This window comes from Psychrobacter sp. DD43 (assembly GCF_904846555.1).
GTDB lineage: Bacteria > Pseudomonadota > Gammaproteobacteria > Pseudomonadales > Moraxellaceae > Psychrobacter > Psychrobacter cryohalolentis.
Genome location: NZ_CAJHBE010000012.1, coordinates 81,807 through 94,955, shown reverse-complemented (window position 1 = coordinate 94,955; position 13,149 = coordinate 81,807). Strand labels below are relative to the sequence as shown.

Here is a 13,149-nt window from a genome sequence, read left to right as displayed (position 1 = left end):
AAGTTAGCCAGTCATTTCCTTAGTGCCATTCACTTAGTTTCTTGTGTCGTTTGGCTTAATTGATGACACGCCCTAGTCCTCACTAGGGAACCGAACCAGTGAAATTGGTTTGTCATAGGCATACTTACAATAGATTATAGTGCAATGGGAAGATAGAACTAAGACAATTAAAGAGCTGATTAAAGAACTCCAAAGTTTTGAGGATCAAAACTTGATTGTTATGATAACTAATGATGAAGGTGAAACATTTAACTCGGTAAAGTTGGTTAGCAAAGGGTTTGTAGCTAATAAAGATGATCCTGATAAATATGAGAAAGTTTATTGTGCTTTACACTTCTAAGCTTTAAGACCATCTAAGACAGTTAGTTGGTTTTTTAATCCCTAAACCCATGAAAATCGGTTGGGGGGTGATTTTTTTGTCGTGTGCAGAGAAAAGCAAGTCAAAGATTTTTTTATTAGCTGCTTTAGCGATAACCATTATTTAAGACAATCTCGTTAAAGCAGCTATGACCTAACCTTTAAATGTTAAAAGTAAAGGGTAAATTTGAAAAATTAAGGAGTTAAAATGACTTTACGACATTCTTCTTCACGCTTTTCGAAAATTTCATAACCTTTAGCAGCGTCAGACAAATTCATACGGTGAGTAATAATAGCTTCAGGTGATAAATCACCATTTTCAATATACTCTAATAATTGTGGTAAATACTTGTGTACATGGGTTTGGCCCATTTTGAAAGTAAGTCCTTTATCAAAAGCGTCACCAAATAAGAAACCATGAATGGGTCCTGCATACACACCAGGAACACTAACGACCCCGCCACGACGCACAGCTGCAATACATTGACGTAAAGCTGCACCACTTGACCCTTCAATTTTTAAATTGGTCATTATTGTTTCTAGCATGCTGCCTTTGGCTTCAAAGCCAACCGCATCAATAACACCGTCAACGCCGCGATGTCCTTTGGTCTGTTCAATGATGAATTCAGCAGCATCTACCTTATCGAAATTAACCGGAATAGCCCCGTACGTATCTTTGGCATACTGCAAACGGTAGTCATTATGATCTACCACGAAGATCTGCTCAGCGCCTAACATTTTGGCACAAGCGGCTGATAACAACCCCACAGGACCCGCTCCATAAATAGCTACGGTTGAACCTTTAGTAATATTGGCATTAGTCACGGCCTGCCAAGCAGTTGGTAAAATATCTGATAAAAATAAAACCTTCTCATCTGACAGTGAGCCATTTACTTTGAACGGATTAAAATTACCTTTAGGAACCCGTACAAAATCTGCTTGTCCACCAGGAATCCCACCATATAAATGGCTAAAACCAAATAAAGCAGCCGGTGGCGGAATTATTTTTTTATTAATAGCAGCGCCTGGGCCTGTATTTGTAGTCTCACAAGCGGACATTAGGTCATGCTGACAGAAAAAGCAGTTACCACATGCAATAACAAAAGGAATAACAACTCTGTCGCCTTTTTTAACAGCTGTGACTTCAGAGCCTACTTCTTCAACCACACCCATAAACTCATGGCCGAGGATATCGCCTTCCTCGGTTTTAGGTATTTTGCCACGATATAAGTGTAAATCTGAACCACAAATTGCAGTTGCAGTCACACGTAAAATAACATCATCTTTTTCTTGCAGTTTAGGCTCTGGGACATTGTCCACTCGCACATCTTTAGCACCATGATAAGTTAAAGCACGCATAATTTCTCCAGTTAAGTAAAGCTTGCAGAATCTCGATAAACAATAATCTGTGATAATACAAGATGAAAGTTATTAGAATCAGTGGTTTATGTTATCTAAGTTAAGTATTACTCAATTATATTAGCACCTTGAAAATCGAGATTTATAATCAACGTGTGTTAAAAAGGTTGCGTGTTGTAAGTGAAAAGTTGGGTGGTGTGTCAAAAAGTATGCTGATTAAAACTTGAACAGTTTTTGAAGCCTTGAAAGCCCTATAGAATCAGAGAACTTAGCATAGATTTTTTATTGGCTTCTATCGCCAGCATACTTTTTAGAACACCACCAATTATTCTAATAGCTCCTGCAACTCTACTTTCGTCATACCCTTATTAATAAGCGCTTGAATAAGGTGTTGTTTATCAATTGCTTCAAGGCCATCAGCTTGATAACTATCTAACGACCTCTCAATTTGCTGCCTTGCTGTCTGAAAGTCAACGACCTCACCTTTGTCTCTAAGTAAGTCTAAAAAATCAGCCCAGACCTGCATGATCTTTCGGCGCTCCTCTAAATGCTGCGCGTGGTTATAAACCGCGCGAATGCTGCTTTTTTTATCATGCGCCATCTGCTTTTCAATCGCGTCGCCCATATAGCCAAGCTCGTTTAGATTGGTAGAGGCGATGTGACGAAAGCCGTGACCTGTTTGTTTGCCAGCATAACCTAAGATATCAAGCGCATTATTGATGAACTCTTCACTATATGGCTGATGCATGCCTGTATGATAAAACACGTACTCATATTGCCCCGTGATGGCTTTCATTTCCTCTAGCACTTTGAGCATTTGATCTGACAGTGGTACGACATGCTTACGCGCAATTTTAAGGTTATCAATATCAACACGCCATAAGCGATTGGCAAAATCGATATGACTCCACTTCATCATACGCAGCTCGATGGTACGACAGAATGAATAGGCTAAGAATTTCATACCTAATCGGGTTTGGTCGTGACCATGATAGCCTTCGATAGCTTGGAGTAGGGCAGGCAGCTCATTGATATCTACATGCTTCATGTGCTGACTTTTGGCTTTAGGATAGAGCGCCTTTAAATCATCGATTGGGTTTTGCTCAATGATACGTTCGCGTTTGGCACGTCTTAAAACATTAGAAATCAGGTCAATCGTGCGTCTAGTCACTTCACGTGGCGGCTCACCGTTCTTGTTCAGACGCTTTTCGATCTCATCTGCCATTGCTCGGCAATCTTCAAAGCTCACATCTTTTAGTGCAATGCCTTCAAAGTGTGGCAGCACGTCTTTATGCATACGGTTAAAGTCTTGCTGATAGGTACGCGGCTTGACGTTACGCTGACGCTCAGCGAGCCAATCTAAGGCGTAGTCTTTGAATTTATGCGCGTGGATATTAGCAAGCTTGTCTTGACGCTTTTTATTTTTTGGATCGATACCATCTGCTAATAGCGCCTTAATCTCAGTATTGGCTTGTCTAGCTTCAGCAAGTGACATGATGGGGTAGGTGCCAAGTGTGAGGCGAGTCTGCTTGCCATCGAAGCGATAGGCCCTTATCCATGTCTTTGTGCCTGTATTACGTACCAAAAGCTGTAGCCCTTGCTGATCACTATATTTGTCAGGACGCGAAGGTGTGCATTTCTCACTAGGTTTAAGCTTGCGGATCTTACTATCGCTTAACATGTTGGTCTATTCCCTATGGCTGTAAGCTATATAAATCAATAGATGTAACAAATACGTTGGTCTAATGCTAAATCATAAAACTTAAATGATGGTCTTTTTGAGGTCTAATAGAATCATAAACCAACAAATAGACCAACACAAGCCACGGGATAGGTGGGTTATTCTCGGACAGCTTAGGAAAACGCTAGGCATAAAAAAAACGCTAGACGCGTTATTTATAGAGGGTTGCAGAGGTATATGGGAGTGTATGGGAATAGGTAGGAAAACTAGTATTTTATAAGATTGGCGGTGAAGGAGGGATTCGAACCCTCGATACGCTATTAACGTATACACACTTTCCAGGCGTGCGGTTTCAGCCACTCACCCACTTCACCGTTTTGAGTCATACTCACTTAAATACTGCACAGACCATTGACAATCTGATTCGGACTTCAAGCTTTTAGATACTGTATATGATATACAGGCACTGATTTTTGCAGGACCTAGTATAGCGGATAGCATTTAAAATGTCACGGTGTGCGCAGTATCTTTCTTTATTGGTAGACGCCTGCTAGGATAGAGCATACGTAATAGTAAGCATAAATGGTTGAAAGTTGCATGAGAAGTGTTTTTAAGCGAAGATTTAATCTAAAAAACAGCACGATAACGGTAATAATCGCTACCGTTTTAAGCGTATCAACGGCACATGCTAATGATTTCACACAATGCAGCCAATCATTTTATGGCGGTGTCTATCCTGAATTCAGCAATACGAAGCTCAGTAATAATACCCAAGCACTATGTATGGACGGTTTCGCTGTCATGTATTCTGGTATATCACGTACACCATTATGGTCAGCAGAATATCTGGATCGTAAGCGTTTACAGCAGGCCAAACAAATCGACCGTGAAGACAGCTTTCATGAAGAAAGCCGATTGCCACAGTCCATGCGTGCCAAACTCTCTGACTATTCAGGCTCAGGTTATGACCGCGGACATTTAGCGCCTAATGGTGACATGGCCAATCGAAGTCAGCAGTATGATAGCTTTAGCCTTGCTAATATAGCCCCGCAATCACCACGTAATAATCGCTATATCTGGCGCAATATTGAATCGGCGACTCGCTATTTAACGCAGCAATATGGTGAAGTCTATACTGTCACAGGGGTTGCATTTACTGATAAAAAAGCTAAGCAACTAGCAGGGCGGGTACTGGTGCCCAGTCATTTCTTTAAAGCCGTTTATATACCAGCGATCAATCAAGCAGGTGTTTACTATGCGCCAAACGACGAATCTGAGCGTATAGAAATCATTAGTATTGACGAATTGACGTCTAAAATTGGTATTGACGTCTTGCCGGTACTTGATGCAAAAACTAAAGTACAAGCTCTGGATTTACCGCTAAAGGCTGGTGAAGCGATAGATCTACCAACCACAGAGGTAGAAGAGCCTGCTTGGATACTATTCGTAGTAGCAATTTTTGAATGGCTCATGGCACAATTGCAAACATAGATCGTTTAAATATTGCTAAACCTGTGTGATTCTGATACATCTTGTAATATGCTACTCATGAAAAAAGGGGGATTAAATGATTGACCCATTTGCTAATAACCACCAAAGCATGCAAATTGGTGAGCTGGTAATTGAAAATCAAGAAGATAAAATTATTATTTATGGGGACATTAATCTGGTCTTAAATGACACTGGATATGAGCAGGCAAAGCAGCTGCATGAGCTTAGCGGTAAAATTTTAAGCGCCTTCGAAAGTAAAAGTCTTTATATTAATGATGAGGCTAAGTCAAAAGAAAAAGATGACCAATCGGGCAAAATTATAGACAATCCTTTCTTGTAACTTATTGATATAGTTTTGATTTTATAGAAATAATAAACTATAAAAAAATTACTAGGCAAATTCTTAAAATTGCTTATAATGGGTCAAGACAACGCTTATGCTGTCCAGATTTTTTATTAAGAGTAAATTGGTCATTTGGTATTTGCTGTACTAATGAGTGAAAACTGAATATAGTACCACTGAGCTGTAATAAAAAATTGTTGGCAAAGGATGAGCTAAGGACATAGAAACATATCGTTTCTAATAATCATTGAATGAAGGGAGTCTATTTATGAAACTATTCGCAAAAACTACATTAGCAATTGCTGGTATCAGTTTAGCAAGCATGGCATTCGCTGCTGATCCATTAGCCAATACTACTTGGCAGACTTATGACGAAGGCAAGCCAAAAGGCGTGGTTAAAATCACCGAGTCAAATGGCGTGTTGACTGGTAAGCTTATCAGCACCGTGTCAGAGAAAGGTCAGAAGCACGTTGGTATGACGATTATCTCTGGACTAAAAGCTGATGGTAATGGTAAATACAGTGGTGGTAAGATTACTGACCCTGAAAAGAACAAGACTTATAAATTGACTGCTAACTTGAATGGTAGCAATCTTGATCTAAAAGGTCATTTAGGGCCATTCTCACGTAGTCAAACGTGGAAAAAGAAATAATTCTGAGTTACTGTAACTCCCTTTATTAAGCTAAGTCTTAATAAAGGATAAAAAAATCCCGCATTGCCGAAAGGTTTTGCGGGATTTTTAGTAGTGTCTGTTGTTATATTTCTGTTTAAAGTAAAATTAAGATCCTGATTAGATATTCATCTCAAAACAAAAGCAGTATAAGATAACTACAGCTTTGCTAGGATAGATGTTCATCGTAAACTGTGAGCAATGCGTGGCAGAGATTTTGAAATCCCTGCTAGCAGCACTACAGCATTCTTAAAGCAGAGTTATTAATATATCCACTATCTTATAAATTCTGGATAGGCTTCCATACCACATTCGGCAATATCAGCACCTTGATATTCTTCTTCTTCAGAGATACGCAGACCGATGACAAACTTAATAATGCTCCAGACGATTAAGCTGCTTATAAAGACCCATGCAAAAATAGTCGCAGCACCGACTACTTGACCAAGTAATGACGCTGCCGTATTGGTCAGCGGTACAATAAGCAGACCAAATAAACCCACCACACCATGGACAGAAATAGCGCCTACCGGATCGTCAATTTTTATTTTGTCTAGTAGTAAAATCGATAAGACAACGATGACACCAGCAGTCATACCAAATAAGGTAGCTTGTAGTGCTGACGGCGTTAAAGGTTCTGCAGTGATGGCAACCAAACCTGCCAATGCACCGTTTAAGAGCATGGTTAAATCGGCTTTACCAAATATAAGGCGTGCGATGAGCAACGCACCAATCGCTCCACCAGCAGCGGCGGCATTGGTATTCAAAAACACGACAGCGACAGAATTGGCGCTAGCGATATCACCCAGTTTTAATACTGAACCACCGTTAAAGCCAAACCAGCCCATCCATAAGATTAAGGTACCAAGCGCTGCCAGTGGTAAGTTTGCACCAGGAATAGCGCGTATCTCGCCTTTAATGCCGTATTTACCGAGGCGCGCTCCTAAGAGTAGTACACCTGATAACGCCGCCGCCGCACCTGCCATATGTACGATACCAGAGCCTGCAAAATCAGAGAAACCCAAGTCGCCTAGACTATATAAGCCAAAGACTTCCTTGCCACCCCATGTCCAGCTGCCTTCTAATGGATAAATGACACCAGTCATCACCACGGCAAACAGTAAGAATGCCCATAGTTTCATACGTTCAGCGACCGCGCCTGAGACGATAGACATACAGGTGGCTACAAAGACCACTTGAAAGAAAAAGTCGGACGCGCTGGAGTAAACGGCATCGCCATTAAAGCCGTTTTCAGCTGAGGTAGCTAATGCATCAGTGACCAAACTTTCGGTGCCTGCAATACCACTCAAAAACAGATTGCCGTCATACATGATGGCATAACCGCATATCATATACATGGTACAGGCAGTCGCAAAAAGCGCGATATTTTTTGTTAGGATTTCGACGGTATTTTTTGAGCGAACCAGCCCTGCCTCTAACATTGTGAAGCCCGCAGCCATCCACATGACAAGCGCGCCACACATTAAAAAGTAAAACGTATCTAGCGCGTACTGGAGCTCAAAGATTTGATTTTGCATGTTAATTCCCCCTTGAATATATGCAATACAGAGATCGGTATGACCTATAAAGAGATATTTATAGGTAAGTCTTGCGCTTAGATAGCGTCAGGACCTGTCTCACCCGTACGAATACGAATGACTTGCTCGAGATTGGTCACAAATATCTTACCGTCTCCGATTTTACCGGTACTAGCGATACGCGTGATAGCTTCAATAGCTGGCTCAACCATCTCATCCATCACCGCCACTTCCACTTTTACTTTAGGCAAAAAATCCACCACGTACTCGGCGCCGCGATAGAGCTCAGTATGACCTTTTTGACGACCGAAACCTTTGACTTCAGTGACGGTAACGCCTTTTACACCAATGTCAGAAAGCGCTTCACGCACATCATCGAGCTTAAACGGTTTTAAGATCGCAGTGATTAGCTTCATAAAAAAATCCTTATATGGGTGATGTCGCAGGTCAATAGATGCCATTTGATGCAACATATTATGATCATGCTTATATTAAATGATTCAAGAATTGTGCCAAACTTACTCAAGGGGGAAGGTAAAATAAGGCGCATTTACTCAAAATCATTAGCACAATGACAAAAATGGCGTCTATACAGCAAATATAATCCTCATTTTACTGTGTATAAATAGACAATTAACCTGTAACGTTACATGAATACAAACTTTATTATAACTAACTTTTTAATCACTTGGGGGAGGATATGGCTTTATTTCCTGTGATGATTGGCTAAATGATTGTAGGATATAAAAACAGCTAGAAAAGACAAAGGCTACCTGTTTATCGATATAAAGAGTAGTCTCTATATCGATAAATAAGTAGCCTGAGTGTCAAAAAGAATAAGCTAAGAGGCTGTCTTTAGGCTTTGGGGAACAATAAGTACGGAGTAGTGGTGCTACCTAATAGCTTTTTGGTGTCACTGCCTTTGAGCAGCTCAATCAAACGCGGCTGGGCAAAAGCACCTGTCATCAGTAGACCAATATCGTTGTCACGTTGATAGTAGGTTAGCGCTGCAGTGACATCACGGCAGTCGAGCAAGGTTTTTTTGCATTTAATACCAGCTTGTTTTAGGCGCGCGTAGGCTTCACGTAATGCATCGCAGTTTTCAGAGTTCTCTTTGCCGACCATGACGATATGGATCAGCAAGGCGCGCACTAAAGGTGTTTTACATAGCCAATTCAGCATTTTGTGCGAAGTAGGACTATTATCAAACGCAAATAAAGCACTGGTAGGGGGCAGAAATGGTGCATGAGTCACCAAAATGGGGCAGTGACTTGAGCGGATAAGCTGGCTTAGAGTCGATTTACAAGTGACATGATGACCAATCACGATAAGTTGGGCTTGGTCATCGACATAATTAATACTGTCATCGAGCTTTTCATGCCGATGCAGCGTATAAGTCTTGATTTTGTGACGTTGCTGCTCACAATAGCTGCTTGCTTGATGTAAAAGAAGCTTACCTTGCGCTTTTAACTCGCAATTACTCAAGTGCTCTTTTATAGTGAATTGATCTAGTAAGGTATTTTCATCATCAATATTGAGGCAGCCCGAATAATCAACGGCTGCCTTCTGCTGTAAGCTTGGCACTGAATACAGCAGTCCAATCGGGGCTTGCAAGCGGATAGACGCCCACATGCTTGCTTCCAATACAGCTTGCACATGGTTTGGGCAGTCTAAGCAGGCAATCACGCTATCTGGCTTCAAATTACTCATAAAGGCATCACATCATTTCAATAACTTAAATGCAAGCTGGGCAGTCGAGATATGGCGCTCAACTGCCCAACTTGATTTATATACCAATATAATTACTGATCAATAAACCACTCGTTTATATCAGCTTGATAACACACATACAGTTCTAATCTAATAAGCCAATATCTCGGCGATCATGAATCGAAAAACGATCGATAAGCGTACGGCTGGCACTGTTCAATCCAACGACTTTTACCTCAATACCTTCGCGCTGCAAGCGTATCACCAGCTTGTCCAAGGTATCTACTGCGCTGATATCCCAAAAATGCGCTTGGCTCACATCGATGTGAACATTATCTAATGCCTCTTTGGTATCAAAGCTTTGCAAAAACTGCGTGGTAGATGCAAAGAACACTTGCCCTTGAACGTAATAATAACGCGTATTGCTATTGTCATCATATTCGCTAAATACGGTTAAGAATTGACCAATTTTGTTAGCAAAAGCTAAAGCAGATAATAGTACGCCAACACCGACGCCGTATGCTAAGTTGTGAGTAAAGACGGTGGTCAAAACTGTCGCTAGCATGACAATATTAAATGACATAGGATGGGTCTTAAATTCACGAATAGACTGCCAGTTAAAGGTACCAATAGATACCATAATCATCACAGCTACCAGCGCCGCCATCGGTATCAAGCTGACCCAATCATTTAAAAACACCACCATAATCAGTAGTACGACACCAGCGATGAGCGATGATAAACGGGTACGCCCACCAGATTTTACGTTAATCATTGACTGCCCAATCATTGCACAGCCAGCCATACCGCCAAAGAATCCTGATACGACGTTAGCGATACCTTGACCACGGCATTCGCGGTTTTTATCGCTTGGCGTATCGGTCAGCTCATCGACAATGGTTGCTGTCATCATAGATTCCAACAAACCTACGATGGCAAGTGCGATAGAATAAGGCGCGATAATAAGTAAGGTAGTCAAGTTTAGGGGAATATCAGGAAGCAAAAACATTGGTAATGAATCTGGCAAGTCGCCCATACTACCAACGTTACGAATATCAAGATTCATATACATGGCAACAGCTGTCAAACCTACAATGCAAATCAGTGGCGATGGAATAACGCGACCAATTTTAGGAATGAGGGGAAATAAATAAATAATCGCCAAACCTGCAGCAGTCATTATATAAACCGTCAGACCAACGCGTTCAGTGGCAGGGTTGAGCTCAGGCAACTGCGCGGCAAATATCAAAATTGCCAGCGCATTCACAAAACCGATAACGACTGAGCGCGATACAAAACGCATCAGATTACCCAGCTTTAAGATGCCCATAACGACTTGAATACCACCGCACAACAAGGTTGCAGCAAGTAGATATTGCAGACCGTGGTCGGCAACCAAGTCAACCATGACCAGTGCCATAGCTCCTGTAGCTGCCGAAATCATACCCGGACGTCCACCAACGAAACTGATGACTACTGCGATGCAAAATGAGGCATATAAACCAACTTTTGGGTCGACACCGGCAATGATAGAAAAGGCAATGGCCTCTGGAATCAGTGCCAGAGCAACGACTAAACCCGATAAGGTATCGCCACGAATATTGGAAAACCACTCTTCACGTAAATTACCAAAAAAAGATGTCATAAGTAAACTGCATATAGTTGGGGACAAAAAAAGCAATCATTACTCAGTGACAGAATGATTGCATTGTGATGAGCATTTCTAGAATGATAAAACTGTGTCCGCAATCATGGTCTGCGGTAGAAGAAGACAGACAAACCGTCAGAAAAATTATAAAAACACATATGATGAAAAATAAGGGAGAACATGCCTATCATACTATTAGTGTAATATGAAACATTGCTAATAAGAGGCGACAGTCGCACGATAGTCGTGACAACATGCTAAACTAAAAATGCTATGCTGAAGTTGTCGTCAATATAGTCGCTCTTACTGAGGTCGCTATTATAGCATTAGCCACTCAATATAAAAACCGCCGTCTCATTGTATAAAGTATTGAAAAATCAGTACCGAAATATGGTTGATACCGTTATCATGCTATTCATTTTAAGCAAATGGTTCAGGCGATATGTGCAGTACATTGATTGTCTGTTTTCTTGATATCATTTTGTTCATTTATTTGTTCGTTTCATAAAAGGAAAAGCCATGACCGCTAGCACCGCAACAGAAACCTTACTTCATAAAGGCAGTGGTTTACAAGTCGTGGTCGGTTTGGGGCAGTCGGGGTTATCGGTCGCGCATTATTTGGCCGAGCAAGGCTACCAAGTTGCCGTCACTGACAATCAGGAAAATCCTGCGTTAGCAGATAAGTTGCCTGCTACTATTGATATCAGGCAGTTTGGTGCGATCGATGCCGAATTATTACAACAAGCGGCACGGATTATTATCAGCCCCGGTATCTCTTTAGATAATGTCGCCATTGCCGCGGCACGAGCTGCAAATATTCCAGTGGTCAGTGATATTCAGCTATTTTGTGAGGCTTGTACGGTACCAATCGTTGCGATTACAGGTTCAAATGCCAAGAGCACCGTTACGACACTGGTCGGACAAATGGCGGCAGATGCAGGTATCAATGTTGGCGTAGGCGGTAACATTGGTGTGCCAGCGCTGAGCCTACTGAGTGATGAAGAGATGGAGCTGGCGGTTATAGAGTTATCCAGCTTTCAGTTAGAAACGGTCACCAACTTAAGAGCGCAGGTCGCGACAGTCCTCAATATGTCGCCTGATCACTTAGATCGTCATGGCGATATGCTCGGCTATCACCAAGCCAAACATCGTATCTTTCAAGGCGCCAAATCAGTAGTGATTAATCGAGAAGATGCCTTGACGCGGCCACTGGTATCAGACAGTTTGCCAAGATTGAGTACTGGTATCCATGCGCCTAATAAAGGACATTATGGACTTATTACGGATACCGCCGGACAAACTTATTTGGCACGCGGCACAGAGCGTCTAATATCGGCAGACAAACTTAAGATAAAAGGGCGTCATAACCTGCTCAATGCCCAAGCAGCGTTGGCATTGGGCGAGCTTGCTGGTTTGCCGCTTGAAAGTATGCTCATTACTTTGCAGCAGTTTGCAGGGCTTGAGCATCGCTGCCAATATGTCTCTACAGTCGCTGGTATTGATTATTTTAATGACTCTAAAGGCACTAATATTGGCTCAACTATGGCGGCTGTTGAAGGTTTAGGTGCAGTTTATGCGCCAAAAGACGGTAAGCTGCTATTAATATTGGGCGGTCAAGGTAAAGGTCAGCAGTTCGGTGAACTTTCGCCCTTTATCAATCAATATGTGAGTCAAGTGCTGTTTATTGGTGAAGACGGTAAGCAGATTGAGCAGCATTTACGTGCAGCGGGTCTCAGCGATGAGGTCAGCCTGCATCAATGTCAGACATTAGAAAATGCTTTTGCGACGATTGAGCAAGTAACAGCAAGTAGTTTGTCGCAAGTACAGGCTGTATTATTGTCACCTGCTTGTGCAAGCTTCGATCAGTTTGATGGGTTTGTCGCCCGCGGCGAGCACTTTAGCCAGCTCGTTAAACAATTGGATATTGTGTCTTAAAGGCTTCTATCATGAACGGCAAAACCTAAGCATCTATATCGTCGTATTTAGTCTTATAAAGCGCCTTGTTACAATATTATGTGACCTGCGCTTTATAATCGTAAACACGACAAGCATTTTCTGGATAAATGATTGTTTTGCTTATAAATTGCTGCTACTGTCAAAGAAAAGCATTACGGTCAGGAATTACAGGCTGTAGCAGAGACAATGAATACTTTGATGAGTATTCATTGAAGGTTTTCTAATCGACACTTGCTTATGCGCAACTTTTTAGTCAAGTCTATTTAACAATATCTCTTTTTAATTTTTAAACGGTGGCGTTGCATAAACGCCGTGTTTTTTCGTTTGCTAGTGTATATAAAATTATGGCGCTCTCTTCTCTCTTTCGTTCTTCTTTTCAATCTCGACAACCTAACG

At 41.6% G+C, this 13,149-nt stretch carries 10 protein-coding genes and 1 tRNA gene; 4 read left to right on the top strand and 7 right to left on the bottom strand.

From position 1 onward, the window contains the following. Positions 1-552: 552 nt before the first annotated feature. The 3 genes from JMX89_RS08140 to JMX89_RS08130 all read right to left on the bottom strand — a co-directional run bounded on the left by JMX89_RS08140 (position 553) and on the right by JMX89_RS08130 (position 3,771). Entirely contained in the window at positions 553-1,716 is a 1,164-nt protein-coding gene (locus tag JMX89_RS08140) for a zinc-dependent alcohol dehydrogenase (RefSeq protein ID WP_201551336.1), read from the bottom strand. Between the two features lie 325 nt (positions 1,717-2,041). Continuing rightward, a complete protein-coding gene (locus tag JMX89_RS08135; protein WP_201551335.1) occupies positions 2,042-3,397 on the bottom strand; it encodes a tyrosine-type recombinase/integrase in 1,356 nt (451 codons plus the stop codon). Positions 3,398-3,680: 283 nt separating this feature from the next. Beyond that, positions 3,681-3,771 (bottom strand) — tRNA-Ser (locus JMX89_RS08130). 223 nt (positions 3,772-3,994) lie between these two features. Here JMX89_RS08130 and JMX89_RS08125 point away from each other — a divergent pair. The 3 genes from JMX89_RS08125 (at position 3,995) to JMX89_RS08115 (ending at position 5,883) form a co-directional block, all read left to right on the top strand. Continuing rightward, on the top strand, positions 3,995-4,888 hold the full coding sequence (locus tag JMX89_RS08125; RefSeq protein WP_227673051.1) for a DNA/RNA non-specific endonuclease: 894 nt from the start codon (positions 3,995-3,997) through the stop codon (positions 4,886-4,888). Positions 4,889-4,964: 76 nt separating this feature from the next. Continuing rightward, a complete protein-coding gene (locus JMX89_RS08120; RefSeq protein ID WP_149493103.1) occupies positions 4,965-5,228 on the top strand; it encodes a hypothetical protein in 264 nt (87 codons plus the stop codon). Positions 5,229-5,499: 271 nt separating this feature from the next. After that, entirely contained in the window at positions 5,500-5,883 is a 384-nt protein-coding gene (locus JMX89_RS08115) for a DUF2147 domain-containing protein (protein WP_133104958.1), read from the top strand. Positions 5,884-6,176: 293 nt separating this feature from the next. Here JMX89_RS08115 and JMX89_RS08110 read toward each other — a convergent pair whose 3' ends face one another. From JMX89_RS08110 to JMX89_RS08095, 4 genes are all read right to left on the bottom strand, one after another. Then, complete coding sequence (locus tag JMX89_RS08110; RefSeq protein WP_201531883.1) at positions 6,177-7,439, bottom strand: ammonium transporter; 1,263 nt, start codon at positions 7,437-7,439, stop codon at positions 6,177-6,179. 77 nt (positions 7,440-7,516) lie between these two features. After that, positions 7,517-7,855: a P-II family nitrogen regulator gene (locus tag JMX89_RS08105; RefSeq protein ID WP_011514651.1), complete on the bottom strand. Its 339-nt coding sequence runs from the start codon at positions 7,853-7,855 to the stop codon at positions 7,517-7,519. Positions 7,856-8,294: 439 nt separating this feature from the next. Continuing rightward, positions 8,295-9,149, bottom strand: a complete 855-nt coding sequence (locus tag JMX89_RS08100; protein WP_011514650.1) for a universal stress protein — start codon at positions 9,147-9,149, stop codon at positions 8,295-8,297. A gap of 145 nt (positions 9,150-9,294) precedes the next feature. Further along, a complete protein-coding gene (locus JMX89_RS08095; protein WP_201531885.1) occupies positions 9,295-10,794 on the bottom strand; it encodes a SulP family inorganic anion transporter in 1,500 nt (499 codons plus the stop codon). 522 nt (positions 10,795-11,316) lie between these two features. On the opposite strand from JMX89_RS08095, the gene murD reads away from it, so the two are divergent. Beyond that, on the top strand, positions 11,317-12,732 hold the full coding sequence (murD, locus tag JMX89_RS08090; RefSeq protein WP_201531887.1) for a UDP-N-acetylmuramoyl-L-alanine--D-glutamate ligase: 1,416 nt from the start codon (positions 11,317-11,319) through the stop codon (positions 12,730-12,732). Positions 12,733-13,149 lie beyond the last annotated feature (417 nt).